This is a genomic window from Streptosporangium sp. OZ121 (assembly GCF_051918885.1).
Classification (GTDB): domain Bacteria; phylum Actinomycetota; class Actinomycetes; order Streptosporangiales; family Streptosporangiaceae; genus Streptosporangium.
This window is the reverse complement of record NZ_JBPXMC010000001.1, coordinates 909,469-935,279: the sequence shown is the minus strand read 5'-3', so window position 1 is coordinate 935,279 and position 25,811 is coordinate 909,469. Positions and strand designations below refer to the sequence as shown.

Below are 25,811 nucleotides of genomic sequence, written 5' to 3'. Positions count from 1 at the left end.
TCCCCTGCGGGGGTGTTCACGGACATGCCATGACTCGACCCTTTGAAGGAATTGAGTGACGTTCCTTAAGTCGTTTGGCGATAACGGCTTTCATGTGGCCGAGTTGGAGGACGATGACTTGCCGCGCATGGCGCAGCTCGTCGAGACCTACCTCAATCTGCCGCTGTGGCTCGTCGACTCGGCAGTGATCATCATTGCTGAATGCCTTGGATTGAGGGAATCGCCACGGTGGATCATCGACACTTCAAGGTCGTCCGGCCTCGCCGCATATCGGCGTTCAGGCTGCTGCCTGATTGACCGGCGGTTGCTGCACCTGAGTGACCAACTGGACGACAACGACCACGGACGGGACCGGACAACGGTGGACGGTCGTGGACCGTACGCTCAGGTGAGTCGGTGTCGGTCCTGGTTCCGCCCCTGCTCGGATCGCCTCACAGGCGAGGTGTCACTGGTTCGAACCCAGTGGTGCCCACCACAAGGCTCTGAACTGCAGAAACAGGTCAAGGGCTTCTTTTTTGCCCGCTGCACGCATCGCAGCGTCGGTTGGACAGATGTCGCCTTCATGCGCGAGATGTCCTCGCTGGGCAGCTGTCTTGAATGGGCTCGGCTAATTTCAGGCGACCTTGACGGAGTGTGGGCCGACGCTGATCGTCACCTCGACGTGTCCACCCAGCGCGGCCGCGTAGGCCCGGAGGGTTTCCAGCTCCATGGCGTCGAGGTCGCCGTTTTCGATCTGGGAGACCCGTGACTGGGAGATGCCGAGCGCGGCAGCGACCTCGGCCTGGGTTTTGCCCAGCGACTTACGCAGCTCTTTCAGGTGATACCCCGCCACGTACGCGTCCAGTTCGGCTTCGGCGGCAGCCTGTCGCTCGGGAGTGGCCAACTCGGGATGGAGCCGGTGGGCCTCAGCCTTGACCTCCTGCCAGCGGCGCGCAGGGCTCATCGCCTGTCCTCCTTGGTCTGCTCGGCCTTCTTCTCCGCGCGATACTCCGTGTAGCGAGACTTGGCCAGCGGGATCGCTTCGTCATACCAGCGCGACCACTTACCTGCCTTGTCTCCGGCCACGAGGAAGACCGCTTCCCTGTCGGGATCGAAGATGATTCTAATCTCTGACCGCCCTCGCAACCCTGGACGAAGCTCCTTCAGGTTGTTCAGGTCTTCGTCCTCCAACGTGTCCACCAAGGGGCGCGCCCGAGAGCGGGGCCGACCTCGGCGAGCCGGTTGATCGCCTTCTCGACGAGGGCCGCCGAGTCCGGATCACTCTCATAGAGTTTGAGGAACCAGGACTCTGCGGGTTCCAGCAGGACGATCTCCCAGGTCATCTTCAGAATATAACCTCTGGCTCATATCTGGGGTGGAGCTTCAACCGGGTTGGAAAGACTTCTTCACAAGATTGACCGGTTCGCCTGTGCCGTGGGCGCGGAGGAGAATCGCCGATGATGCGCTTGTGTCGCTACCAGGACGACGGCCTGTTCGACCGGTTCGGCTATCACGCCTCAGAGCTGTGGAGCAACGGCCGGGACGCCTGGGTGGAGGAGCCGTGCAAGCCTGCGGAGAGCGCCAGTTCTGGGTGACAACGACCCCGGACGGGGGCGGACACCGGTGGACGGTCGTGGGCCGTACGCCCAGGTCAGGGCCACTATTGACCCTGGTCACGCCCCCGTTCGGATCGCCTCGCATGGGTAAGATGCACCCATGAATCCCCCCGACGCTTCCCGTCATCCGTGGGCTGATCGTCTCCGTGCCGCCTATGCGGGGCCGTACATGTCCCCGGATGAGCCAAATTGGCTGGGAATGGCTCCTGCCGACGAAGCTGAGATTCGTCGGCAGGAGCAGCGTCTGGGCCGGCTTCTGCCCCCCAGTTATCGAGAGTTTCTTCTGGTGAGCAACGGCTGGGACCAACAGTCCTTCACCAGCCTTCACCTGCTGCCGATAGCCGACGTCGGCTGGACTCGCGACGTCGCCCCGCATCTCGCACACCGGTGGGGCGCTCCCCTGGACGTCCCGGCACCGGAGTTGCCCATCGGGTATTCCTTCGACTACGACGCGCCGCAAGACCCGAACGACTTCGAACTCGTAGACCATGTTCCTCACACCCTGCAGATCTCTGAGGATGTCGAGGGTCGCGTCTACCTGCTCAATCCGCACGTCATCACCGACGGTGGCGAGTGGGAAGCATGGTGTTTCGATGCGCTGTTCGAATCCGGGGGTATTCGTCTCCGGTCGTTCTGGCATTTGATGGAGCGCGCGTTCCAGGGCGAACTGCACTGACCTTTTCATCTTCAGGTGGATCGGTGGTTTTGAAATACGGCGATGGTCTTGATCGGGTGTCTGGCCTTGCTTGGCCCTGCACCGTGGTTTCGGAGGATGCGCCGGCTCACCGAGTCTGCGGAGCTTGGCGTGGGATCGGTTGGCCCGCTCCTGGGGCGGGCTTGTTCTTCCCCTGCAGCGGGTGATTACCGTCTCGGCTACCGCCCCCTGATAAGCCTTGTCAGCAGGGTGATGTCGGTCGTGGCCGTGACTAGCGGCTTCCCCGCCCTGGCGCGCGCGTCCGACTTTCAGAGGACCGGCGTGAACTCGTTCTGTTGCCGTGAGCAGGGCGACGCCACCCGCGCGGAAGCACCTCCCTGAGGGCACAGCAGACCTCGCAGCAGCGCTCGAGTTCGCCGAACCATGGCCCGATAGCTCAAAGGTGGGTGACAATCTGGGTGACAACGGCGACGGACAAGCGTGGACATCGATGGATCTCTGTGGATGAGAACCGCAGGTCAGACGGGGTATAGCCGCTGGTCGCGCCCCGCTCGGATCGCCTTACAAGTGAGATGTCACTGGTTCGAAACCGGTAGTGCCCACCAGCCAAAATACCCCCGCCAGAGATCTTCTGGCGGGGGTCGCTGCCATGAGAGTACGGATCTTGGACGTGTCGGCGCCGATTCCTCGCGCTGCTCGGCCGGCCGTACCGGTTCTCCGGTCATGCTGTTCATGGTGTTGGCGATCTTCCGATCAGCCTGCGCCGTCCTGGGCTGATAGATCATCGCCGCGCGCACGCTGTCATGCCCCATGCGCTTCCTCGCCGGCGCCTTCGACGCGGTAGGGATCGCGGGGATGATCCGGTCGTCCGCCGCGGTCATGAGCGCCACGTCAGTTCAGGCGGAACTCGTTTCCTCAGGTAGTGCCAGGTCTCGTACGACGGCCATCGTGACGCGGGCGGGGCTCCTGCCGTGGAGGGATGGCTCAACGACGCCGGGAGGGGAGGGGCACCTGACCGACTGACTGCCACAGCGTGCCGAACGGGTGTCACGGGCGACCGCTGCAGGTGAGGGAGGGGGGCGACGGCGTACCGCCGGCCAGGAAGCCGAAGGTGGTCGTGCCGGACGCCGGGATCGAGCCGTTGTAAGAGGCGTTCGTCACCGTCACAGCGGGGCCGTCGGCGGCCAGCGTGCCGTTCCACACCTGGCTGACCGTCTGGCCGTTGCCCGGCGTCCATCTGACGGTCCATCCGCTGACCGCCGAGCCGCCTGCCCGCACCGTGACCTCGCCCTGATAGCCGCCCGGCCACGAGTTCGTGGTGCGGTAGCTCGCGGTGCAGGCGCCCGCAGACGGGGAGGGTGACGGGGTGACCGAAGGCGAGGGTGACGGGGTGATCGAGGGCGAGGGTGACGGGGTGACCGAAGGCGAGGGTGACGGGCCGCCTGGCGGCACGTATGGGCACTTGTTGCGGTACATCGAGATGCCGGTGGAGTCCATCAACGGACACAGGAACTGGGTGTACCGGGTGTCGTTGTCAACGAAGATCTTCAGCCATGGGATCAGCGTCCGCATCTCGGTCGTGTTCGCCCTCGTCGCGAACAGGTGGTCCACGCCGGTTATCTCCACCCAGGCGCTCTGCGCCGTGGCCGGGAGAGTGCTGTACAACCCGTTGAGGTAGGACGGCGTGACCACCGTGTCCCTCTGTCCGGAGATGAACATCGTGGGCACCCGGTCATCGGCCAGGCTCAGGTTCCCGGTGGGCGAGCCGGGTGCGAGCCCGACCGCGGCCTTCAGCGAGGGCCGCCGGAGCGCCGCGATGAGGGCGCCGGCGCCACCCGCGGAGTGGCCGACCACCGACAACCGGCTGGAGTCGACGCGGTCGCGTACCGAACTCCGCTGAGTGAGATAGTCCAGGGCGGCGAGCAACTGGGTCGCTCGGGGATCGGCGCCGTCGGTGCGGCTGTTGGTCTCGATTCCGATGACGACGAAACCGAAGGACGCGAGCCAGGGGCCCATCCAGGCCTCCTCGTCGGCGAACAGGGCGGAGTAGCCGGGCACGATCGCGACCGCGCCGAAAGTCCCCTGGCCGGTGTCCGCCGGATAATAGATCACCCCACCGCCGAAGCCGTTCCCGGGCGGCACGCTGATCTGCGCGGTGGCGAAGCTCCCCCTGGTGGCGGCCACACTGGCCAAGGTAGGGTCGGGACCTCGCTGATAGGGATTGTCGGCGGCCGATGCCGGCCGAGTCACGACGGTCACCGCGAGCAGCCCGAGGACGACGACCGCCGCGGCTATCGCACGCTTCGCCCACCCGCCCTGTGGCCCGGGCTCTGATCGGACCCTCCAGGCGGCACGAGGCGCCGGAGTCTCCCTCACACGTCGTCGCACTGTGGTGTTCCTTCTCTTCGGGTGAGCCCCTCATCGGGATCAGCACGTGACGGCCATCGCCGAGTGGTCTTCGGTACGGCGGCTCCGCACCGCACCGCTCGCCTCCTCGTCCCGGCACCGGGCCTACCATGAGGGCGTCGTGATCGGCGGCCCCTGCATCACCACCCGGCAGTGGAAACCGCTCCGGGGGTTTAGTGTGGAAACATCTCCGAAATGTGTCATGATCCGTGTAAAACTTTCGGCGACCCGCTTTGGCGTATACGCGTCCTATGGTGTGTCGACGCAGGACGTCGACGATAAAAGCACCTGAAACTTTCATCGCGATCTTGGAGCCGGCCGGGCGTGGATCGCTGCCCGTCAAAGGCGCGTCTGGTGACCGGAGTTCCGTGAACCACGGACCGGCACCGCCACTTCACCCTCACCAGAGCTGACGTGATGTTCCCGGGCCGCGCGAAAAGGGGGCCGAGCTTTGAGGGGATTGCCGGGTGGTCGGTCCCGAGACACCGCGGGGAGTCGAGGAGGGAGGCTCAGCACAGCCTGGTGGCCATTCACCGCGATGCTGCGAACCGGACCGGAAACCGGTTTTTCTCTGCTCAGAGCAGATCTGCCCCAGGCGGATCGCGTCGACGCCGATCCGGACAGCCCCACATGATGGACGCATGGGTGAAGAATCGAAACTTCCACTGTTCAACGCGCGGGTGAGACATCAGCTTTACGAGCGGCGTGTTCTCGTTCTCGACGGCCCTCTCGATGATGACAACGGGACGTTGCTCGCCACGCAATTGATAGCACTCGCCACGCAGGACGCGTCGACCGATATCGCATTGTGGATTCACTCCCCGGGCGGCTCGGTTCCATCGATGCTTGCGATCCGTGACATCATTCGACTCATTCCCTGTGACGTGTCGACCCTCGTGCTGGGCATCGCCTACAGCGCCGGGCAGTTCTTGCTGTCATCGGGTGCCCGAGGGAAGCGCCGCGCCCTGCCGCACGCACGTGTCCTGATGCACCAAGGCTCGGCCGGAATCGGCGGCACCGCGGTCGACATCGAGCTGCAGGCCGACGATCTTCGGCATACTCGCGACACGGTGCTCGGTCTCATCGCCGAGGACACGGGTCAGTCCGTAGAGCGCATATTCGAGGATTCTCTGCATGATCGCTGGTACACGGCGCAAGAGGCACTGGACTACGGCTTCATCGACGCAATCGTCCAGAGCTTCGACGAAATCGCGCCACACGATCGCCCGCGGCCCGGATTCGGCGTCACCAAAGGAGTCGGCCAGTGACCACGTACACGATCCCCAACGTCATCGCCCGGAATCCTCGTGGCGAGCGGATCATGGATGTCTACTCGCACCTGCTCACCGAGCGAATCGTCTATCTGGGAACCGCAATTGATGCGGGCGTCGCGAACGCGCTCGTCGCACAGCTTATTTTCCTGGAGTCGGACAACCCCGATGGCGTCATACAGTTCTATATCAACTGTGAAGGCGGGGATCCGAGCGCGATGCTCGCGATATACGACACCATGCGCTATATCCGCCCGCGGGTTGAGACGACCTGCGTTGGACAGGCCATCGCGGTGGGTGCCGTCCTTCTCGCCGCGGGCGCCGAAGGAAAACGCGCCGCTCTCCCGCACGCACGAGTGATCCTGCACCAACCGGCCGCCCAGGGGCGCGGAACGATCCCCGACCTCATCCTGCAGGCCGACGAGGTCGTACGTGTCCGGGCGGACATCGAGCGCATACTGTCACGGCACACGGGCCAGACGATCGAGACCCTGCGCGCCGACACCGATCACGACCGCGTGTTCACCGCGAGAGCGGCCCTGGAGTACGGGCTCCTCGACGAGATCATCGAGGAGCGTTCGTAGGCTCGTGGACGATCCCGGCAGGCCACGCTACGCGGCCAGGGCGTACGCCGCCGAGCAGGTGGCACCTCTCGACGTGCTGCTCTGAGCGGACCGCAGGCTCTCGGCGACGGCAAGGGTCAGATCGACCAGGGTGACGTCCAGCGCGCCGGCGACCGCGGCGATCATTTCGCTCGATGGCTCTTTGAGGCCTCGTTCCATCTCGGAGAGATACTGCGGCGAGACGCCGGCGCGACGCGCCGTCTCGCTCAACTTCTCGCCCCGCTCGTGGCGAAGACCTCTGAGACACTCACCGAGCGCGTGCCGCCACAGCGGCTCGCGAGCCGGAGACGGCTTGGGATCGGTCCGATCGATCGCCGGACGTAGCGGCGGGACAGAGGAGGCCATGCCTCACCATAGGTAGACGGTGCGTTCGAGTTCTGCCGGCTTCGCGCAGAGCGGAACCCTCCTCGCCTCCTTCGTCCCGCCCCGCGGGGTCGGTGAGGCTCGCACATCGAACTCTTGATGTGCGAGCCGGACTGATACCGCCGGAGGGCGAGCAGCGCGTCCCGGGTGACGTACCGGTGTGCTCCGGGTAGGACGATCGTGTCGCTCACGGTTTTCCGTAAGACGAAGCAGCATGATCAGCGGCAGATCGGCAGGGCGGGGTCACCGAGGCCGGTTGCCCTTCTTCTTGCGGCCGGCCGGTACGGCCCGGCGACCGGAGCCGTTCTGTGCGGGTTTTTGTGCCTGCCGCTGCGCCGGTTTCCGTACAGGGGAGGCGGGAGTGGCGGGAGTGGCGGGAGTACGGCCCCGCGAGCTGTTCACCGTCCGGCCGCGGACGATGCCGATGAAATCTTCCACCAGGTCAGTGGTCGCGTCCGTGGGCCAGGTCAGCGCGACCTGAGACTGCGGCGCGTCCGGCACCGGCCGGTATGTGAGGTCCCGGCGGTGGTGGAGGCGTGCCAGCGACAGCGGAACCAGGAGAATCCCGGTTCCGGCCGCTACCAGCTCGACCGCGTCCTCCGTCGTGGCCGGGCGGGTGAACGCGGGCAGCCCGGGCCGGGCCGTCCACTCGATGCTGTCGTCCAGAGGATGGAACACCTCGTCGTCGACGAGGTCGGCGACGGACACCTCGTCGGCGGCGGCCACCGCGTGGTCCTTGGGGACCACGGCCACCGTGGTCTCCACGTAGAGAGGAATCACGCTGAGCCCGTCCCGGTCGATCGGCAGCCTGACGAATCCGGCGTCGGCGCCGCCGCTCCGCAGGAGTCCCACCGCCTCGGCGGCGGGAACCGCGACCAGGGTAACCGGCACGCCGGGCATTCTCTCGGTCCAGACGTTGACCCATTTCGCGGGTGTCACCCCGGGCACGTAAGCCAGTCGAAACGTCCTGCCGGTCTCTGCATCAGTCACTTCCTCAGGGTACCGATGACAAGAGAACCTGTTCCGGCTGACTATTCTTGACGCCATGACCTCGTCCAAACCGAAGACCATCCAGACGATGAAGCCCGCGACCGCGGCCAAGAAGCTGGGTGTCCCCCTCTCGGCCACTCCCGCCGAGTTCCAGGCGGGTGTCGTCTCCAGGGACGAGTTGAACGAGTTGCAGTCGACGCCACCTGCCTGGCTCGTCGACCTGCGCCGCAACGGCCCGCACTCCAAGCAGGTCATCGCCGCGAAGCTCAAGGTCTCCGTTGCGGGCCTGCTCAGGGGTGGGATCACCGGACCGCTCACCACCGCCGAGATCGATGCGCTGAAAGCGGAGAACCCGGCGTGGCTGGAGCGCGAGCAGGCCCTCCAGGTCGAGGTCCGCAAAGAGGCCCTCCGCCTCAAGCAACGCTAGACACTGAGATCCCGCACGTTTCCGGCCCCGGACGCGTCTTCAGGCTGCCGCCGCCTCGCTGAGTGACCCATTCGCCGGCTCGGCCCCGAGCGCCGGGGCTACTTGCACGGCTCGCCCGGCCGGGGTTACCGGGAGGCGCACCGCCCGGCAACCCCGGCCTGGAGCGCACCGCACGGTGAAGAACCGGCTCCGTTTCCTACGGGATGATGATTTCCTACGGGATGATGATCGCCAGGCTGGTCTGCCGGTTCACGGGGAGTCGCCTGATGGACAGCGCCTGCTCGCCGGGCCTCCAGGTGGCGATCATGCTGGTGTGGTCGCCCTCCCGCGGATGGGCGTCGGTGGTCGTGACGAAGGCGCCCGCGAGCACCAGCCGGCCGTCCGGTGTCCAGCGCATCCTGCGGGTCTTGACGTCGATGGGCACGGGCATCGACGGCAGGTGTGCCCATTGCAGGGTCCTCGTGTCCAGCACCCGGACGTCGAGATGTTCGTGCGGCCCCGTGGTGGGGGCGAGGAACGGGACGGCGATGTACCTGCCGTCGGGGCTGACCTCGCCGTCCTTGATCTCGCCCGCTCCGGTCGGCCTGCCGATCGGCCGCTCCTCCTCGGTGCCGGGGGTCACCATGGCGAGGTTCCCGCCCCGCTGCCGCACCAGCAGTTCCTGGGAGGTGGCCGCGATGATCTGGGGGTATCTGCCGGTCTTCCGCAGGCTGTCATGAGTCAGGAGGATCGACTCGTCCCTGTGCCTGGTGTGCAGGCCGTACGGCGTGTCGAGGAACGGTAACGCGCCGCAGTAGCTCCAGCGGGGACGGCGCAGGACCTTCCCGTCCTCGGCCTGCTTCCGCACGGTGCACGGACCGTCGTGGACCGGCCGGTCCGTGATCCAGAAGCCGGAGTCGTCGAAGGCGGGGAACGCGTACCAGCCGGTGGCCAGCTTGCGCGCCTCGGCGCCCTTGAGCAGGTACAGCCGTCCTTGGCCGACCGCCGGTCCGCTCACCACGATCACGGTGTGCCTGCCGTGGGCGAAGGTCGAGAGGGTGACGCGCGGGTCCGGATCCGGCAGGCCCGTGACGGGCGTCGAGGCGCCGGTGTCGACGTTCAGTATCGCCGGGGTCTGGCCGGCGGGGCCGTCGCCGCCGACGAGCAGACGAATCCCGCTGCCGGGGCCGAGCGGCCGTCCGGAGAAGGGGCCATAGTGGCTTTGCGCGTGGCTCGCCGTGACCTGCGGGGCCGCCGCGGTGGGCCGCACGGCCCGGGGCGTGGAGGTGCAGCCCACCAAGCACGCCAGGATCACCACCGGAAACTTCCTGATCCCGGACAAGCTCCGCGTCATGGGCAGAAGCTACATGATGCTTCCAGGAGGACAGGGAAGACCACGTACGGCCGGCGACCGCAGGTCGCCGTGAAGGTGTGAGCCGAATCGAGCGCGACGATCTCAAGATCCACCGCGCCCGTGCCGGCGGCGGTGAGAACTGACCCCGTGGCGACGCCAGGGGGTCAGGATTCAGATGTCGTCGGCAGCGCCCGGAGCCCCGGCCATCGGGCTTGATGACCGCCACCGCTGTCCTCTGTCGCGGCCACCTTGGCGGCGTTGGAGGGCCGGCGTGGTGTCAGCGGCCGGGGGCCCGCTTCTTGACCTCCTGGAGCACCCAGCCGTTGCCGTCCGGGTCGCCGAAGGTGGCGTAGGAGCCGTAGTCGGCACGGTCGGGGTGCGGACCGGCCGTCGGCCCCTGGCCCTCGATCCGGTGGGTGACCTCTCCGCCGCCGTGGCCGTGGTAGAAGAGCCCTCCGGCATCGTGGAAGATCTCGCTCACCTCGACGCCCCGGCCGACGAGCTCGGCGCGGGCCTCCTCGATGTCGGAGACGACGAGGTAGAGGCCCTGGACCGAGCCGGGCGCGGCGGAGGTGATCCCCTCGCCGAATATGATCGAGCACTCGGAGCCTGGCGGCGTGAGGTGCACCGCGCGCCAGTTCTCACTGACGGCTTTGTCGAGATCCAGGCGGAATCCCGCCGCCTCGTAGAAGGCCTTGGCCCGGTCGACGTCGGATACGGGCAGCACGATGAGTTCGAGTTTCAGGTCCATCTGGGGTCCATCTTTCTTGACGTCGGTGAATCACACGCCGTGCGTCACCGGTTCAGCAGGTGATTATGATCGGCGGTGCGGCACATGCCGCCGCCGCATGGTTTCTCTCTTGATCCACAGCCGTACCCTGTGTGCGGCTGCGGTGCAGGTTGCCGGACAGGGCTCGGCCCGATGCGCCGTCCCCGGCCGTGAGCGACGGTTCCTGCCGGTCATCCGCGTCACGGCGGCCGCTTCGGCCTCCGCTCCGCCGGCTGATCACGGCCCTGACGCGCGCCACCGGCAGTCGGGGATGTCGTTGAGGAATGCGTCGACAGCGCCGGACGGCAATGTCGTCAAAGACCGGGCAGGGTTTTTCCGTAGAGGCGGCGATCGGCCGCAGCCCTCAGGGTCCTCGACGTGAGTGCTGACCCGAGCCTTTTCCGCTCGCCCGGGGCCGGCGACGTATTCCTTGACGGTGCCGCGCACCGGCGAATCCACCGTCAACAATCTAGATATATTTTATCCAGGTTAACCTCCGAAAAGATCGCGCGATCACGCCGCGCGGGAAAAGGGTCAGTCGTGCCCGAGCGCCTGGCGAACATGTGCCCCCACGGCGGGGGCGTGTTCGTCGGCCGCGGCCTGCACGTCGGCGAGGCTCTGCTCGGCCAGTGCCTGCCGCCAGGCTGCTTCGGCTCGCCCCATGGCGATCTTCACCGCACACGGCTGAGCGAAGCTGGCATCGGGGCATCGCTCACCAATGGTGCCGCACCTGCGGATCTCGGTGCAGCGGAAGAGCGGCGCATCCCCCTCAACGGCAAGGACCACGTCCAGCACCGACATCGCCGCCAGGGGGCGGGTCAGGCGAAAGCCGCCCCGCGCACCCGGAACGGACTCCAGCAGGCCCCCCTTGACCAGTTGCTGAAGCTGCTTGTTCAGGTAGGACGCCGACAGGTTGTGGCCGGCGGCCAGCTGGGCGGTCGCCACCGGCTCGCCGTCCCCCAGCCACGCCAGATTGAGCAGCGTATGCATCGCCCACTCGACGCCCTTGCCCGTTCGCACAACCTGGACATTAGACATCCAGTTTCAATCTGTCAAAAAATGCCTGCTCACCGGCCACGGCATGCCGCCCGGGCGCTGTGGATGGCCTCGAGATGCTTGTCGGTCCAGCGTGCGACCCGGCCGATGATGGCCAGCAGCTCCCGCCCGGCGTCGGTGAGGTCGTACTCGACCTGGGGCGGGACGGTGGGGTGCACGGTGCGCGTGATCAGCCCGTCACACTCCAGGCCGCGCAGTGTGGCCGTCAGCATGCGCTGGGTGATCGGCGCCAGCAGCCGCCGCAACTGGTTGAAGCGTCGTGGCCCGGAGACGAGCTCCGCCATCACCAGGGGCGCCCACTTCTCGCCCACACGCGAAAGAATGCTCCGGAGTTCGTCGCAGGAGGACTCCAATTCCGCGGCCTGTTCGGCGATTTCCGCCATGTCGGTTCCCTCCTTGGTACTACAGCACACACAACTGCCTTCTTGCGGGTGTCCCGGGGGGAACGGCAGCTTGTTCCCGACCTCCCGAAACTTACCTTGTGAAAAGAGCAGGAGATTGACGTGAGCCTTCCCTACCAAACCTCCGAGGACCCCCGATACACCACCCGCGGCGCCCTCTACGTACCTTCCGGGCAGGGTCCGACCGTGTGGGCCGTCGGCGACGTCTACACGATCAAGGCGACGGGAGCGCAGACGAACGGCGGTTTCGGCCTCATCGAGGCCACCGTCCCGGCGGGCGGTGGGCCGGGCCCGCACATCCACCCCGAGCAGGAGGAGACCTTCTACATGCTCGACGGCGAGCTGGAGTTCCTGGACGGCGACCACCGGTTCACCGCCGTCGCGGGCGACTTCATCCACGTTCCGCGGGGCATCCGCCACAGCTTCCAGAACAAGCGCATGCACGCCGCGAGGATGCTCTTCATGTTCACCCCGCCCGGACCCGAGCAGGTCTTCGTCGACCATGCGACGCCTGCCAGGGACGGCGAGACGCCGCCGCCCCTGGACGATGAGCAGATCGCCCGGCTCGAGACGATGGCCAGGTTGATCAAGCCGATCATGCTGCCTGACCCCGCCTGAGGGTTCGTATGACCGTGGGCGGACGCGGAAGTTCCGACCGTGGTCAGACGCGCCGGCGGGGACGGTTTTGTCACCGTGTTCATGTGATCGAAGTAAGAGAGCTGACGAAGAGATACGGTTCGACACTCGCACTGGACCGGCTGTCCTTCCAAGCCCGCCCCGGGCGGGTGACCGGTTTCCTGGGACCCAACGGCGCGGGGAAGTCCACGACCCTGCGCGTCATCGTCGGCCTGCACGGCTCGACGTCCGGCGTGGCCCTGGTCAACGGGCGCCGATACGCGGAGATCAGCCGGCCGCTGTACGAGGTGGGCACGCTGCTCGACGCCGGTGCCGTGCACCCGGGCCGCACCGCGTTCAACCAGCTCGCCTGCCTGGCCCGTGGTCACCGCATCGGCTCCTCCAGGATCTCGGCGCTGCTGGAGCAGGTGGGGCTGCGGGACGTGGCGCACAAGCGCATCGGGGGTTTCTCGCTCGGTATGCGGCAGCGGCTGGGCATCGCGGCGGCACTGCTGGGCGATCCCGGCGTCGTCCTGCTGGACGAGCCGGTGAACGGCCTGGACGCCGAGGGCATCCGCTGGATACGCGACCTGATGCGCACGCTCGCCTCGGAAGGCCGGACGGTACTGCTGTCCAGTCATCTGATGAGCGAGATGGCGCAGACCGTCGACCATGTGCTCATCATCGGACGGGGCAGGCTGATCGCCGAGACCTCCATGGAGGACCTCGCCAGGCGCTTCCACCGCGACACCCTGGTCCGATCCCCGAGACACGTGGAGCTGGGCAGGATCCTGCAGGGCGCCGGCGCGTCGGTGTCGTACGGGCCGCGGAGCAGTCTCGCGGTGACGGGCGCCGATACCGCCACGATCGGCGATCTCGCCGCCGAGCATCGCATCCCGGTCCACGAGCTGACGCCGCGCAGCGCCACGCTCGAGGACGTCTACCTCGAAATGACCGACGAGACCGCCGATTACCGCGCCGGCGGCAGGAAGAGCCTGTGATCCTCATGTCGCCGCAGACCACACCGCCGGGACATGCCTCGCCCGAGAACGCCGTGTCAGGGCTCGCGTCCGTGAAGGACGTCGTCGCGGCGGAATGGCTCAAGCTCCGGACCATACGCTCCACGTGGGCGGTCTGGGGCGGAGCGGCCGTGTCCACCCTGATCGGCCTGGTCGTCCTCATCATGCACGTCGGCTCCTACGATCGGGCTTCGCCGGAGGAGCAGGCGTCCTTCGAGGGCGCCGATCCCGCCGTCCTCGTCATGCCGGTCGTGGCGTTCTTCATCGGCTGTCTCGGTGCCCTGGCCGTCACCACCGAGTTCTCGACCGGCTCCATCGGTCCCAGCCTGGTCGCGGTCCCTCGGCGGCGGATGCTGCTGGCCGCCAAGACCGTGCTGGTCGCCTGCGTCGCGTTCGCCGGCGGTGCGCTGTTCGCGGGCCTGTCGCAGGTCGTCGCCCTGCTCGTCCTGGGCGACCGGCCCGCGCCGCTCAATCCCTGGGCTCACTGGTGGGACGCGATCCCCTCCGCGGCCGGTACGGCCGTCACCACGCTCGTCACCGGTCTCGTGGCCTTGGGGCTCGGAGCGGCCATACGGTCGACGACCGCGACGGTGACGGTGATCGTGGCGCTCACCCTGGTGATACCGAGTTTCGCGCATTTCCTGCCGGCGCCCCTCCACCTGTGGGTGGCCTCGGTGCTGATTCCCAACCTCGCTCCCCAGGTCGTGGGTGCCGAGTCGGCGTACCTGCTGTCGCCTCCCGCGGCCGCGGCGGTCCTGGCGTGCTATGTGGTCGTGGCACTGGGGGCGGGATGGCTCGCTTTCTCTCGCCGCGACGCGTGATCCACCCGTACCTCCCGTCCCCGGACGGGAGATGCGGGCGCCGGAAACCCGGTCGCCTCCGTGGGGTGCGGGCGTCGCCCAGGTGAAGCCCGGCAGGTCGGCACCTCGGACTCGTGCCCGGCCAGGCGCGCAGAACATTCGTGAGAGATGACCGAGGGGGATCTGCACCGTATCCTCACATTCCCTGCGCTCAACGAGCATAGGCGTCTGTTTTGATTGCGCCGTGACTGAGCGAGACGCCCCAGGGGCGAGTGATGTGCTCTGGGCCACGGGCTGTGGGATATCGGCGTTTATCGCGTTTAAGTGTGCAACATCGGGAACTTGCCTGGATATCGTGCTGGCGGCCAGGACGCAAGGTTACTGCCTTGGTGATTCAAGTGCCGGAGAGAGTTTGGCCGGCCTGATCTGGGCGGCGAGCCGGTTCGTCATCTTTCCCGTCCTTTCCGGCATCTCCCTGCTCGCCTCGCTGCCGATCATTCTGCTTTCCCGCCTGCCCTGGTTCGCGAATCGCTCCTGGCTGAGGGCGACTCTGATGCTTCTGGCCGCCCTGGTCTCGATCGTCGGGCCAATGGTCATGATCGTTCACGACGTGGCCACCGAAAGGATCACGGGTGATTGCGAACCGCCCTGGTGGCCGTCCTGGCTCCCTTCTTGATACGACTTCGGAGATTTCGCGGCCTGGGAGAGTTGTCGTCATGGTTTCCGGACTCTGAGCACGGCTCCGGGTCTCCGGCACTCCGCGCTTGTCGCGATCCATGGACATGATTCGCGTGGATCACGAGATTTCTTATATTGAGAGACAAAGAGGAAATGCGAGATAAATGGGTATCGGCACCTCGGTGAACCTGTCCGGCCACGGCACCGGACCGAGGACCGGCTCCGTGCCGTGGGGGTAAGCGCGAGCATCACGGGGACCGGGCTTCCCCGTGTTTCGGCGGGTGTGGTGCGGGCAGGGAGGACCCCCTCGCGGCCCCTCTCCGCTGCGTCGTGTGGTCGTACCTCGCTTCGGTGACCGGGCCGTGAGCGGGCACGCGCCCGCGCCGTGCCGTCCTCGGCGACCCGGACAGGGCGAGACGGGTTTCGCGGCCGTCACCGGGAAATCGTCAGGATCCGTAGATCAAGATCTTTCAAAGCACCTTTGTCATGAACACGCTGTACGGGTCGGGCCGGTAATCCGCGAACGGCTCGCAGTAATCGAACCCGAACTTCTCGTACAGTTTCCGGGCGGGCAGGAAGAACTCGGTCGCGCCGGTCTCGAGGCTCAGCCGGGTGAACCCCATGCGTTTCGCCTCGGTGATGATGTGCTCCAGCAACAGGGACGCGGTCCCGCTCCGCTTGCGCGCCGGCGCGGTGCGCATCGACTTCACCTCGGCGTGATCCGGGTCCAGCCTCTTGATCGCACCGCAGCCCACCAGGCTGTCACCGTCCATGACCGACCAGAACGTGATCTCGGGCTTGCGAAGCCCGTCCAGGTCAAGGGCGTGCTTGCTCTCCAGGGGCGTGATGGATCGCATCTCCTGGACGTGCTCGTCGAGAAATCCAGCGATCTCCGGACCGGAGAGGTCGTCGAGGACGATTTTCATGTGCCGGCCTTTCTTCTGGCTTCGGTCCTGCGGGTACCACCTCACATTCTCGGGCCGCCCGGAGCCGGTCGCGAAGACGGCTCGGGCGCGGACCTCGGCGACAGGATGAGACCGCGTCGCCCGCCCGCCCGGCCGTCCGGGAGAAGGTGTCCCAGATCGACGGTCCGCGCCCGTCCTCACGGGCGGCGCCCTCGATCTGGTAGGCGGCGGAGGCGGCGCCCCAGACGAAGTCGGCGGGAAACGCCGGGCCGGTCGCCGCGGTCATGTCAGTCCTCCACGAGCTGGGGTACGGCGGGCTGGCGGCCGCACGGGGTGGTTCTGATCTCCTGCGACCAGGCGAGGGTGACGCCGAGGGCGTCGGTGAGCGTCCGCTGGAAGTCGGCGAGCCGGGCCGGATCGGCGCGGATCTTGCGCGGCGGCAGGTCGGCGGCGAGTGCCTGGACGGCCAGCGCGCCCACGGCCTCGCCGATGCTCCACTCGACGGGGTGGAGCCGGTAGCAGCCGTTGGTGACGTGGGTGGTGCCGATGTTCTTGTTGGCGGGCAGCAGGTTGTCGACGCGCTGGGGCAGCAGCGCGCCGAGCGGGATCTGGAAGGGGTAGCAGTCGACGTCCACGTAGGTGCGGCCGGAGGTGCTGGGGTGCAGGTCGATCCGGTAGGAGCCGAGCCCGACCGAGTCGGCGAACACCTCGGACCCGGCGAGCGGGCCGCGCGCCTCCACCCCGACGTGCTGCTCCAGCACGGTGAACTCCGCCTTGATCCGCCGCGACTCCCGGACGTACACCGCCTTGGCCAGGCCGTCCCCGGTCCCGACGAGATCGGGACGCAGCCGCAGGCCCGGGTATCCGGCCTCGGTCTGCATCCAGTACAGGAACGACAGCGACAGGTCGCGGGCGCCCGCCAGCGCGGCCTCTCGGTCCGCGCCGGGACCGATCAGCGGCCGGTCCCAGTAGTCGATCTGCGGCCAGTTGACCAGGGTGACGTCGTGCGAGATGGTGCCGGGCTCGTACTGCTCCGCGGCCACGATCCGGCGGAAGTGCCACAGGTCGTGCTTTCCGGGGATGTGCCCGTTGTCGTGGAACAGGCCGCGCGAGCGCACCGACAGGTCGATCGGCTCCACGTCCGTCCACGACAGCTGGGGTCCCGGCCAGAACGGGGCCTTGTGGGTGCTCCAGTGGTCGTAGCCCGCCGGGCGGTCGATCGTGTGGTCTTCGCCCGGCCGGTACTCCAGCGGGAAGCACCAGCTGACGGCCTGCTGGTCGAGGGGGTTCGCCACGGGGGCGGCGTGGAGCTCCCCGGTGTCGGCGACGCCCTCCGCGCCGATCACGTGCTCTACCCCGGCCAGCGGGAGCAGGTCGCCGAGCTCGGTGGCGTCCACGACGTAGTCGGCCGCCACGACCAGTTCGGTCCCGTCGGGCCGGGTGAAGGTGACCGCCTCGACCCGGTCGCCCGTCACCTCGACCGCCACGGGCGTGTGCCGCGGCAGGACGGTGACCAGCCCGGCGGTCCGGTACGGCGCGAGCATCTCCTCGATGACGGCCAGCGCCGCCCGCGGCTCGTGGCACAGCCCGCTGACCACGCCGAGACCCGGATTGAGCAGGCGCTGCGCGGCCACCGAGGCGCGGAGCGGGTAGTTGCGGCGGTAGTACTCGCGGATGCCCTGCCGCAGCCTGCGGTAGCTCGACGAGGCGTACCGCGACTCGATCCACGGGTTCTCGTCCGGCGGGACCGCCTGGCTGGTCAGCTGGCCGCCCAGCCAGTCGGTCTCCTCGGTGAGCACCACCCGCCGGCCGAGCCTCGCGGCGGTCAGCGTCGCGGCGACACCGCCGAGGCCCCCTCCGACCACCAGCACCGGCGTGTGCGTCTCCTGCATGATCATCCCTTCACGCCGCCCTCGGACAGGCCGGCGACGAAACTGCGTTGGTTGAATACGAAGACGGCCAGGATCGGCAGCAGCACCAGCACCGAGCCGGCCATCGCGGGTCCGTAGGCGACGTTTCCGCCGGTCAGGAACTTGCTCAGCGCCAGCTGGACGGTCTGCGTCCCGGGCGAGCTCGTCACGACGAGCGGCCAGAGGAAGTCGTCCCAGACGGCGGTGAAGGCGAACACCGCGACGGTCGCGACCAGCGGCCTCGCCAGCGGCAGATAGATCTTCCAGAAGAGCCTGAACTCGCTCGCGCCGTCGACCCGGGCGGCCTCGCCCAGCTCGTCGGGGAGCCCGAGGAAGTACTGCCGGGCGAGGAAGACGTTGAGCGGCCCGATCAGGTGCGGCAGGGTCAGCCCGGCCAGCGAGTCGAGCAGCCCGGAACCGCCCTGCCCGGTGATGTCGTTCCCGCCCGCCAGCGGGATCCCCTTCGCGATCAGGAACAGCGGGATGAGGGTCACCGCCACCGGCACCATCGTGGTCGCGACGATCGTCATGAAGATCGCGTTGCTTCCCCGGTAGGGGAGTTTGGCGAAGGCGTACCCGGCCAGGAGCGCGAACACGCAGTTGGCGACGACGACCAGCAGGGCGACGATCAGCGAGTTCGTCATCGCCGTGCCGAGGTTGCCCGCGTCCAGGGCGGTCGAGAAGTTGTCGAGGACCGGGTTCCGCGGCAGCAGCCGCGGCTCGGCCGAGAACACCTCGGACTCGGGCTTGAAGGCGATCGAGACCATCCACCAGAACGGCACGAGCACCAGCAGCGTGGCGATGACCAGCGCGAGGACGGATCCTGGTCTCCGCATCACTTCCGCCCGTTCCCGCGCATCGCGACGAGCGCGAAGGCGAAGATCGCCGCGAACAGGACGAAGGCCATGGCGCTGGCGGAGCCGAACCGGTTGTTCTGGAACGCCTCCTGGTAGATCAGGTAGTTGGTGGTCGTCGTCGAGCCGAGCGGCCCGCCGCCGGTGAGGATGAAGATCTCGGCGAACGACTGCGACAGGTAGACGATGTTGATCGTGATCACGTAGACCATGACCGGCCGCAGGCCGGGCAGCGTCACGTGCCGGAACCTGGCCCAGGCGCCCGCGCCGTCCATCTTCGCGGCCTCGTACAGGGTGGCCGGGATCGCCTGGAGCCCGGCCAGGAACAGCACCATGTTGCCGCCGAGGGCCTTCCACACCCGCATGGCCGCGACCGAGTGCAGGGCGGTGTCCTCGTCGAGGAGCCAGTCGCGCGGATCGAGGCCGAGGGAGCCCGCGAGGTCGTTGAACCAGCCGTCGGGGGAGTACATCCACAGCCACACCAGGCTGACGGCCGTCAGCGGGACGATGCGGGGCAGGAACAATCCGGCCCGGAACAGCCCGATGCCGGGCATCTTCCGGTTGGCCAGCAGCGCGAGCCCGAGCGCGATGCCGACCGCGAACGGCAGCACCTCCGCGACGAACTGGGCGGTCACCCGCAGGGACTTCAGGAAGTCGGCCGAGCCGAGCAGCGCCGCGTAGTTGTCGGTGCCGACCAGCCGGGGCGCGCCCCGGTCGAGCGGGCTGTAGCCGGTGAAACTCAGGTAGAACCCGTACAGCACGGGGAACAGCTGGAAGACCGCCATGTAGGCCAGGACCGGGGCGGTGAAGGCGAGCCCGACGAGCTTGCGGCGGCCGGTCGGGCCTCTTCCCCGGGCCCCGGCCCGCGGCGGCGCCGCCGCGGGCCGGGTCTTGCCGTGCTTGGTGAGGAGCGCCATCACTGGATCGCCGTCACCGGGCCGCGAGCAGCGGCCCGGCCTCGGCCGCCGCGTCGTCCAGCGCCTGCTTCGCGGTCGCCTTCCCGGCGAGCGCCGTCTCCAGGTGCTTGTCGAGCACGTCGCGGACCTGCACCCAGGCCGGGACGTTCGGGCTGCCCACGTACGCGGGCGCGGCGTCGATGAACGGCTTCAGCAGCGGCTGCCCGGTGACGTAGGCGCCCTGGGCGGCCGAGGCGCGCACCGGCAGCCCGCCGACGGTCTCGGCGTAGCGCTCGTTCACGCCCTTGGAGACCATGAACTCGACGAACTTCCAGGCGAGGTCCTTCTTCGCCGAGTCGGCGTTGACGAACAGGCCGGTGGTCGCCCCGCCGAAGGTCTTGGCGTCGACGGCCTTCAGCGGGGGCAGCACTCCGATCTTCGAGGCGAGGTCGGGCACGGCCTTGACCATCTGGAGTATCTGCCCGGTGGTCGCGGTGACCATCGCCGCCTTGCCGGTGGCGAGCGGGTTCTGCCCGGCGGGCTGGTTGGCGAAGTCGAGGCCGAGCTGGTCGCTGACCTTGCCGTCGCCGCCGTAGAGCCCGGCGAAGTACTCCAGCGCCTTCACGCCCTCGGGCGAGTTCCAGGTGACCTCCTTGCCGTCGGCCGACAGCAGCTCGCCGCCCTCCGAGCCGATCAGCCCCTGGAAGCTCTGCACCCGCTGGATCTTGGCGGACTGGAGCATCAGGCCCGCCTGCTGGATCGCTCCACCGTCGCGGACGGTCAGCTTCCTCGCCGCCTCGGCGGCCTCCGTCCAGGTGGCGGGCTCGGTGACACCGGCCTTGTCGAGCAGGTCCTTGCGGTAGGCGACGAGGACGCCGCTGCCGCCCAGCGGGATCAGGTACTGCCCGCCGGCCACCTGGCCGCTCGCCAGGTAGGGGGCGAGGTCGGTCCTGTCCGCCTCCGGCAGGGCGGCGATCCGGGCGTCGAGCGGCTCGATCCGCTTGGCCGCGGCGAAGCCCGCGGCGGCGGCCGGACCGTGGCCGAACACGTCGGGGGCGTTGTTGCCGGCGAAACCGGCGTTGAGCTTGGGCGACATCTGGGCCCAGTCGACGAAGGTCACCTGGACCTTCGTCTTGTTGGCGGACTCGAACTCGGGCACCAGCTTCTTGGTGACGAGCTCGATCTCCGGGGCGGAGTTGCCGGGGAACCAGACGGTCAGCGTGTCGGCCGTGCCCCCGCCGCCCCCGCCGCCCCCGCTGCCGCCGCCGCCCGTCCCGCAGGCCGTCGCGGCGAGAAGAACGCCCGCGCCGACCGCGACGGCGAGGAATCCGCGTCTGCCGACGGCTGTCCACCGGTTGATGATCATGATTTTCTCCTGTTTCGGAGTATGGGGGGTTCGGGGTGTGGGAGGCCGGCTCCCGGCGCTGGATCGCCGGGAGCTGGGAGTATTCGATTGTGGTCAGGCTCCGGAGGGAATGATCATGTGATCTGTGGTCGGGTTCCGGGCGGGCCGATCATGTGATCCGTGGTCAGGTCCTGGGCGGGCCGATCATGTGATCGTCGGGAAGGCCGCAGGGCAGCAACTGCTGGTGGTCGCCGGGGGTGTCGGAACCGGTCAGGATCCGGGTGAGCATCTTCACCGCGCCCCGGCCCATCTCGTTGCGGGGGATCCGCAGGCTGCTCCAGCCGCTCTCGGTCATCGTCACCAGGACGACCACCGACATGTCCGCGGGGGCGGCCAGGCCGCGCTCGCCCAGCGCGGCGACGAGCTGCCTGGCCAGGGGCTCGTTCTCGGCCAGGACGGCGGTGACGCCGCCGGCGTGCGCGGCGTCGACCCAGGCGGGGTCGAGCTGCGACGTGACGTACATCAGCTCGGGCAGCCCCGCGTCGGCGCAGCCGGCCCGGTAGCCGGCCTCCTTGTCGAGGAAGACCTCCATCCGGTCCGGTCCCGTGACGTAGGCGATGCGCCGGTGGCCCAGCGCGGCGAGCCTGCCGACGGTGTCCCTGGTGGCGCTGGCGTAGTCGGCGCCGACCCAGGCTATCTCGGTGCCGGGCACGGTCCTGCGCCCTATGTGAACGAAGGGGTATCCCTCGGCGGCGAGTCTGGCCAGCTCGGTGGAGCCGGGCTCGACGCCGAGCAGCACGCTGCCGTCGGCGAGCGCGAGCCGGTTCACCCCGTCGCTGTAGACCCGGCGGCGGCCGTCGAGATCCTCGGTGGAGGCGAACAGCACCAGGTCGTAGCCGTCCGCGACGGCCTGCTGCTCGATGCCGACCAGGAACTCGTGGTAGAAGTCCAGCTGGTCGAGGGGGAAGATTGACTCGAAGGTGTAGACCCCGAGCAGCCGGTTGCGCTTCCCGCGCAGGCTGCGGGCCGCCGGGTTGGCGACGTAGCCGAGCTGGCGCACCGCCTCCAGGACGCGCTGGACGGTCTGCTCCGGGATCCCGGTCTCCGGACCCCGGCCGTTGATGACCGCCGAGACCGTCGCCTGGGAGACGCCCGCGAGCTTGGCCACGTCGGCCTGACGGGCTCGGCGCCGCACTCCGTCCATCGCGATCTCCTGATTCGTATCAGTTGAGGGGGAACAGCCAGGAGAGGGTGGCTGGCTGATTCGTATTGGCGAAACCGTTGCAAGACGGACGGGGCGCTGTCAACACTCCCGGCGAAAGAATCTTGAAACATGCCGGAAATCTGCCCTTGACGACCATGAAGACCGCGGATTATCTTCCCGTTACGAATCGGGGGATCTCATATTTCTGCAGGTCAGATATTACTAATACGAATCAGAGGTATCAGCGTGGGGCTCCCCGAAGCCGCAGCCGTCCTGGCGCTCGCCGCCACCCTGCTCCTGCCCCAGTCCGTCCACGCGGCCGGGACCGTCCACCGTGCCGGCGCCGGCACGGCCGGGACCGTCCACGGCGCCGCCCACGCCGAGGTGTCCGGGACCGTCCGCGGCGCCGGTGCCGACGCCGCCGTTGACGCGCGCGGCGCCGGGACCACCTACTACGTCGACGCGACCGGCGGCTCCGACGGCGCGGCCGGGACCTCGCCCGCGGCCGCCTGGCGGACGCTCGGCAAGGTCAACGCCCAGACCTTCGGTCCGGGCGACAGCGTCCTGCTCAAGGCCGGCGGCGTCTGGACCGGCCAGTACCTCGACCTGCACGGCTCGGGCGCGGCCGGGGCGCCGATCGTCCTCGGCCAGTACGGCACCGGAGCGAAGCCCCGCATCGACTTCGCCGACACGGCCGTCGACGGCGAGGGCTTCGGGGTGCGGCTGAAGAACGTCTCGCACTGGGAGATCGGGGGGCTCGAGATCACCAGCGGGCAGCAGCCCACCGACCGGCGGCGCAGCGGGGTCCTCGTCGTCGGCGAGGGCGCCGGCGCGGGGAACTTCACCCACATCCACGTCAAGAACACCTATATCCACGACGTGTTCGGCACCGACCGGCGGACCGGCGGGATCAACTTCCACGCCCGCGGGACCTCCACCGGACCCGAGAGCACCTGGACGGACGTGCTCATCGAGGGCAACACCGTCGACAACGTCGCCGACACCGGCATCCAGACCATGACCGACGCGCTGCTCAACACCACGTGGGCGCACGACCTCGACGCCTTCCGCGAGCTGGTGATCCGCGGCAACACCGTCACCCGGATCCACCGCGACGGGATCCTCGTCCGGTCCGGGCTGGCCCCGCTCGTCGAGCGCAACACCACCGACCGGATCGGCGAGTCCACCACCTCGACCCTGCCGTACCTGGACGACATCGCGGTCGTCGCCGCGCAGTGGATGTACGCCACGACCGACGCGGTCTTCCAGTTCAACCAGGCCTTCCGCACCCGCAAACTCGACGGCGACGGCCAGCCCTGGGACTTCGACCAGCAGGTCTACCGCAGCGTCTACCAGTACAACTACAGCCAGGACAACGAGGGCGGCACGTTGCTCGTCATGGACCAGACCGACGACAACGTGTTCCGCTACAACATCTCCCAGAACGACCTGGACCGCAGCGTCGGGGTGTTCCACCTGGTCAGCGGGTCGGGCGACCTGAAGGTCCACAACAACGTCTTCTACCGCTCGGCCGGGCAGACGGGCCAGATGACCGGGACGTCGACCGGCAAGGTGGCCTACACGAACAACATCTTCGTCAACCAGGGGAGCGGGGCCTACAGCATCAGCGGCAACGTCACCTACGACCACAACCTCTACTCGGGCACCAACGCCGCCCAGCCCAACGACCCACACAAGATCATCGCCAGCCCGCAGTTCGTCGCGGCGGGCGGCGCGTCTGGGCTGGCCTCCGCGGGCGCCTACAAACTCCAGCCGGGCTCGCCCGGGATCGACAGCGGCGTCGCGGTCTCCTCGCCCGGCGCTCAGGACTTCTTCGGGACCGCGCTCTACCAGGGCTCTCCCGACCGGGGCGCGCACGAGTCGGCCGCGGCGCCCGTCACCACCCTGCTGTCGGACGACTTCGGCGACGGCGACGCGGCGGGCTGGGCGAGCACCGGCGGTTCGTGGTCGGTCGCGAACGGCGCGTACTCCCAGACCTCCACCGCCGCCGCGGAGAGCCTCTCCGTCACCGGCTCCGCCGGCTGGACCGACTACACCGTCCAGGGGCGGATCCGGCTGGACAACGCGAGCGCCAACGCGGGCCTGGTCCTCCGGTACGCCGACGCCGCCAACTTCTACCTGTTCCGCCTCAACGACGGCACCGACACCGCCGACCTGTACAGGAAGGTCGGCGGTACCCTGACCCAGGTCGCCGGCGCCTCCGTCCCGATCACTCCCGGCGCGTTCCGCACGCTCAGGGCGACCGTGTCCGGCTCGACCGTCACCGGCTTCGTCGACGGGAACCAGGTGCTCACCTGGACCGCCCCCGCCGGCGAGCTGACGACCGGCAAGGTCGGTCTCCGCATGCACTCGAGCACCGCGACCCTCGACGACCTGCGGGTCACGGCGCCTTAGGACTCCAGGGCGCCGAGCCGCGCGCCCGTACCGGAGTCTCGCCTCCCCTACCGGCCTGACAACTTGCCGTACCTATCGAATATCGATACATTTCCATCGCTAGTCGATTGAAGGGGAGACGATGGGAAAGTTGACAGTGCTCGCGCTGCGCGCCGTGCTCGTGGTGCTGCTCGCCGGCTCGGTGTTCGTACAGGCGGTGATGGTGCCGTTGCTGGCCGCCGACATGGAGCAGCTCAACCCGGACTACGCGTACCTGCGCACCCCGTTTCTCGTGATCACGGTCCTGGGTGTCGTGACGGTCCAGGTCGTCCTGGTCTGCGTGTGGCGGCTCGTGACGATGGTGCGCCGCGGGACCGTGTTCTCCCACGCCGCCTTCCGGTACGTGCACATCGTGATCGGCGCGCTCGTGGCGGCCGCCCTCGTGGTGTTCGCGTACGCGGTCCTCCTGGCGCCCGGCGAACCCGTCGCCCCGGGGGTGGTCCTCCTGATATGCGGGGTCGTCGTGGCGATCCTGGGGGTCGCGCTCATCGTGCTCGTGCTGCGGATGCTGCTCGCCCAGGCCGTCGCGCGCGACGTCGAGGCGGCGCGGATGCGGGCCGAGCTGGAAGAGGTGATCTGATGCCGATCACCGTCGACATCGACGTGATGCTGGCCAGGCGGAAGATGTCCGTGGGCGAACTCGCGGACCGCGTCGGCATCACGCCGGCCAACCTGGCGGTGCTCAAGAACGGCCGTGCCAAGGCGGTGCGCTTCACGACGCTCGCCGCGCTCTGCGAGGTGCTGGAGTGCCAGCCGGGCGACCTGCTGCGCTGGGAGGCCGGGGATGTCACGGAGGACGAGGACACCGGGAACACCGGGAACACCGGGAACACTGCGGACGCCGTGGACGCCGCGAACGGGTGACGCTCGGCCGCCGGTGACGGTGGCCATGGACGGTGCGTCGCGCCTCCCGGGGCTCACGGGTGTCGACAGGTCGGCGCGCGCCCTCACCCCGTAGGCCGTCACCCGGCCGGGCCGGCGGTCCGGCCTCCCGTGAGGCGACGGCCACACCCGCGTCACCGCCGCCCTGGGCGAGACCCGCGGGAAGAGAACCCCAACAAGACCCTGACCTGTGAAAACAGGTCAGGGTCTTTCGTGTTTCCGGGGACGGCGCCGGGTGGCTTCCCGTCCGGACACCGGGTCCGCGGCGCCTCGTCGAGCCGACCTGCGGGCGGCTCGTGCCGCCGGTGATTCCCCGCTCGATCCCTCCGGTCGGCTCGCCGAGGAAGGCCGAGAGGGGGA

Annotated in this window: 29 protein-coding genes and 1 pseudogene; 12 read left to right on the top strand and 18 right to left on the bottom strand. The window is 68.3% G+C overall.

The genetic code is table 11. The features are described from left to right. Positions 1–613: 613 nt before the first annotated feature. The 3 genes from ACTOQ1_RS04360 to ACTOQ1_RS04350 are packed head-to-tail and all read right to left on the bottom strand — an operon-like array spanning position 614 to position 1,322. Positions 614–943, bottom strand: a complete 330-nt coding sequence (locus ACTOQ1_RS04360) for a helix-turn-helix domain-containing protein (protein ID WP_031170124.1) — start codon at positions 941–943, stop codon at positions 614–616. Beyond that, a complete protein-coding gene (locus tag ACTOQ1_RS04355) occupies positions 940–1,170 on the bottom strand; it encodes a type II toxin-antitoxin system RelE/ParE family toxin (RefSeq protein WP_440064586.1) in 231 nt (76 codons plus the stop codon). The genes ACTOQ1_RS04360 and ACTOQ1_RS04355 overlap by 4 nt, the downstream gene beginning before the upstream one ends. After that, entirely contained in the window at positions 1,152–1,322 is a 171-nt protein-coding gene (locus ACTOQ1_RS04350; protein ID WP_440064585.1) for a hypothetical protein, read from the bottom strand. Before ACTOQ1_RS04350 ends, ACTOQ1_RS04355 begins: the two co-directional genes overlap by 19 nt. A 114-nt stretch (positions 1,323–1,436) precedes the next feature. On the opposite strand from ACTOQ1_RS04350, the gene ACTOQ1_RS04345 reads away from it, so the two are divergent. Then, positions 1,437–1,574 (top strand): hypothetical protein, encoded by a 138-nt coding sequence (locus ACTOQ1_RS04345; protein ID WP_440064583.1) that lies wholly within the window; start codon positions 1,437–1,439, stop codon positions 1,572–1,574. Positions 1,575–1,695: 121 nt separating this feature from the next. After that, positions 1,696–2,271 carry an SMI1/KNR4 family protein gene (locus ACTOQ1_RS04340; protein WP_440064582.1) on the top strand — a complete coding sequence of 192 codons (576 nt, stop codon included), beginning with the start codon at positions 1,696–1,698 and terminating at the stop codon, positions 2,269–2,271. Between the two features lie 554 nt (positions 2,272–2,825). Here the strand turns inward: ACTOQ1_RS04340 and ACTOQ1_RS04335 are convergent. Both ACTOQ1_RS04335 and ACTOQ1_RS04330 read right to left on the bottom strand, forming a co-directional pair. Next, positions 2,826–3,131, bottom strand: a complete 306-nt coding sequence (locus ACTOQ1_RS04335; protein WP_440064580.1) for a hypothetical protein — start codon at positions 3,129–3,131, stop codon at positions 2,826–2,828. Between the two features lie 166 nt (positions 3,132–3,297). Further along, positions 3,298–4,500: a poly(ethylene terephthalate) hydrolase family protein gene (locus ACTOQ1_RS04330; RefSeq protein WP_440064579.1), complete on the bottom strand. Its 1,203-nt coding sequence runs from the start codon at positions 4,498–4,500 to the stop codon at positions 3,298–3,300. 797 nt (positions 4,501–5,297) lie between these two features. Here ACTOQ1_RS04330 and ACTOQ1_RS04325 point away from each other — a divergent pair. Together ACTOQ1_RS04325 and ACTOQ1_RS04320 are read left to right on the top strand one after the other, a co-directional pair. Beyond that, the gene (locus tag ACTOQ1_RS04325; protein ID WP_440064578.1) at positions 5,298–5,924 is read left to right on the top strand and encodes a ClpP family protease; all 627 of its coding nucleotides are present in this window, start codon (positions 5,298–5,300) and stop codon (positions 5,922–5,924) included. Then, entirely contained in the window at positions 5,921–6,511 is a 591-nt protein-coding gene (locus ACTOQ1_RS04320; RefSeq protein WP_440064577.1) for a ClpP family protease, read from the top strand. Before ACTOQ1_RS04325 ends, ACTOQ1_RS04320 begins: the two co-directional genes overlap by 4 nt. Before the next feature lie 27 nt (positions 6,512–6,538). Here the strand turns inward: ACTOQ1_RS04320 and ACTOQ1_RS04315 are convergent, their stop codons facing one another. Beyond that, on the bottom strand, positions 6,539–6,895 hold the full coding sequence (locus ACTOQ1_RS04315) for a helix-turn-helix domain-containing protein (protein ID WP_355564273.1): 357 nt from the start codon (positions 6,893–6,895) through the stop codon (positions 6,539–6,541). A 261-nt stretch (positions 6,896–7,156) separates the two neighbouring features. Next, positions 7,157–7,903 (bottom strand): LysR family substrate-binding domain-containing protein, encoded by a 747-nt coding sequence (locus ACTOQ1_RS04310; protein ID WP_440064575.1) that lies wholly within the window; start codon positions 7,901–7,903, stop codon positions 7,157–7,159. A gap of 55 nt (positions 7,904–7,958) precedes the next feature. On the opposite strand from ACTOQ1_RS04310, the gene ACTOQ1_RS04305 reads away from it, so the two are divergent. Further along, complete coding sequence (locus tag ACTOQ1_RS04305; protein ID WP_440064574.1) at positions 7,959–8,330, top strand: DUF5997 family protein; 372 nt, start codon at positions 7,959–7,961, stop codon at positions 8,328–8,330. Positions 8,331–8,544: 214 nt separating this feature from the next. Here the strand turns inward: ACTOQ1_RS04305 and ACTOQ1_RS04300 are convergent, their stop codons facing one another. The 4 genes from ACTOQ1_RS04300 to ACTOQ1_RS04285 form a co-directional block, all read right to left on the bottom strand. Continuing rightward, complete coding sequence (locus tag ACTOQ1_RS04300; RefSeq protein WP_440064572.1) at positions 8,545–9,663, bottom strand: hypothetical protein; 1,119 nt, start codon at positions 9,661–9,663, stop codon at positions 8,545–8,547. A gap of 277 nt (positions 9,664–9,940) precedes the next feature. Further along, positions 9,941–10,414 (bottom strand): VOC family protein, encoded by a 474-nt coding sequence (locus tag ACTOQ1_RS04295; protein WP_440064571.1) that lies wholly within the window; start codon positions 10,412–10,414, stop codon positions 9,941–9,943. A 552-nt stretch (positions 10,415–10,966) separates the two neighbouring features. Then, positions 10,967–11,452, bottom strand: a complete 486-nt coding sequence (locus tag ACTOQ1_RS04290) for an RrF2 family transcriptional regulator (protein ID WP_440064570.1) — start codon at positions 11,450–11,452, stop codon at positions 10,967–10,969. 47 nt (positions 11,453–11,499) lie between these two features. After that, entirely contained in the window at positions 11,500–11,799 is a 300-nt protein-coding gene (locus ACTOQ1_RS04285; RefSeq protein ID WP_440064568.1) for a winged helix-turn-helix transcriptional regulator, read from the bottom strand. 192 nt (positions 11,800–11,991) lie between these two features. Between ACTOQ1_RS04285 and ACTOQ1_RS04280 the strand changes: the two genes are divergently transcribed. The 4 genes from ACTOQ1_RS04280 (at position 11,992) to ACTOQ1_RS04265 (ending at position 14,999) form a co-directional block, all read left to right on the top strand. Then, complete coding sequence (locus ACTOQ1_RS04280) at positions 11,992–12,507, top strand: cupin domain-containing protein (protein ID WP_440064567.1); 516 nt, start codon at positions 11,992–11,994, stop codon at positions 12,505–12,507. Between the two features lie 83 nt (positions 12,508–12,590). Continuing rightward, the gene (locus ACTOQ1_RS04275) at positions 12,591–13,505 is read left to right on the top strand and encodes an ATP-binding cassette domain-containing protein (RefSeq protein ID WP_440064565.1); all 915 of its coding nucleotides are present in this window, start codon (positions 12,591–12,593) and stop codon (positions 13,503–13,505) included. Continuing rightward, complete coding sequence (locus ACTOQ1_RS04270; protein ID WP_440064563.1) at positions 13,502–14,344, top strand: hypothetical protein; 843 nt, start codon at positions 13,502–13,504, stop codon at positions 14,342–14,344. The genes ACTOQ1_RS04275 and ACTOQ1_RS04270 overlap by 4 nt, the downstream gene beginning before the upstream one ends. Positions 14,345–14,735: 391 nt before the next feature. Beyond that, a complete protein-coding gene (locus ACTOQ1_RS04265) occupies positions 14,736–14,999 on the top strand; it encodes a hypothetical protein (protein WP_440064562.1) in 264 nt (87 codons plus the stop codon). Between the two features lie 472 nt (positions 15,000–15,471). Here ACTOQ1_RS04265 and ACTOQ1_RS04260 read toward each other — a convergent pair whose 3' ends face one another. The 7 genes and pseudogenes from ACTOQ1_RS04260 to ACTOQ1_RS04230 all read right to left on the bottom strand — a co-directional run bounded on the left by ACTOQ1_RS04260 (position 15,472) and on the right by ACTOQ1_RS04230 (position 22,115). Continuing rightward, positions 15,472–15,927: a GNAT family N-acetyltransferase gene (locus ACTOQ1_RS04260; RefSeq protein ID WP_440064561.1), complete on the bottom strand. Its 456-nt coding sequence runs from the start codon at positions 15,925–15,927 to the stop codon at positions 15,472–15,474. Between the two features lie 124 nt (positions 15,928–16,051). Next, positions 16,052–16,192: pseudogene (locus ACTOQ1_RS04255) on the bottom strand (family 1 glycosylhydrolase); the annotation flags it as partial. Position 16,193: 1 nt separating this feature from the next. Beyond that, positions 16,194–17,798: an FAD-dependent oxidoreductase gene (locus ACTOQ1_RS04250; protein WP_440064559.1), complete on the bottom strand. Its 1,605-nt coding sequence runs from the start codon at positions 17,796–17,798 to the stop codon at positions 16,194–16,196. Between the two features lie 2 nt (positions 17,799–17,800). After that, the gene (locus tag ACTOQ1_RS04245) at positions 17,801–18,652 is read right to left on the bottom strand and encodes a carbohydrate ABC transporter permease (RefSeq protein ID WP_440064558.1); all 852 of its coding nucleotides are present in this window, start codon (positions 18,650–18,652) and stop codon (positions 17,801–17,803) included. Next, positions 18,652–19,587, bottom strand: coding sequence for a carbohydrate ABC transporter permease (locus tag ACTOQ1_RS04240; protein ID WP_440064557.1), 936 nt, complete (start codon positions 19,585–19,587; stop codon positions 18,652–18,654). The genes ACTOQ1_RS04245 and ACTOQ1_RS04240 overlap by 1 nt, the downstream gene beginning before the upstream one ends. 13 nt (positions 19,588–19,600) lie before the next feature. Continuing rightward, on the bottom strand, positions 19,601–20,932 hold the full coding sequence (locus ACTOQ1_RS04235; RefSeq protein ID WP_440064555.1) for an extracellular solute-binding protein: 1,332 nt from the start codon (positions 20,930–20,932) through the stop codon (positions 19,601–19,603). 163 nt (positions 20,933–21,095) lie between these two features. Next, positions 21,096–22,115 (bottom strand): LacI family DNA-binding transcriptional regulator, encoded by a 1,020-nt coding sequence (locus ACTOQ1_RS04230; RefSeq protein WP_440064553.1) that lies wholly within the window; start codon positions 22,113–22,115, stop codon positions 21,096–21,098. Positions 22,116–22,361: 246 nt separating this feature from the next. Between ACTOQ1_RS04230 and ACTOQ1_RS04225 the strand changes: the two genes are divergently transcribed. The 3 genes from ACTOQ1_RS04225 (at position 22,362) to ACTOQ1_RS04215 (ending at position 25,433) form a co-directional block, all read left to right on the top strand. Beyond that, positions 22,362–24,530 carry a family 16 glycoside hydrolase gene (locus ACTOQ1_RS04225; protein ID WP_440064552.1) on the top strand — a complete coding sequence of 723 codons (2,169 nt, stop codon included), beginning with the start codon at positions 22,362–22,364 and terminating at the stop codon, positions 24,528–24,530. 121 nt (positions 24,531–24,651) lie between these two features. Continuing rightward, entirely contained in the window at positions 24,652–25,149 is a 498-nt protein-coding gene (locus tag ACTOQ1_RS04220; RefSeq protein WP_440064551.1) for a DUF2975 domain-containing protein, read from the top strand. After that, on the top strand, positions 25,149–25,433 hold the full coding sequence (locus tag ACTOQ1_RS04215; RefSeq protein WP_440064549.1) for a helix-turn-helix domain-containing protein: 285 nt from the start codon (positions 25,149–25,151) through the stop codon (positions 25,431–25,433). The genes ACTOQ1_RS04220 and ACTOQ1_RS04215 overlap by 1 nt, the downstream gene beginning before the upstream one ends. The last annotated feature ends 378 nt before the right edge of the window (positions 25,434–25,811 follow it).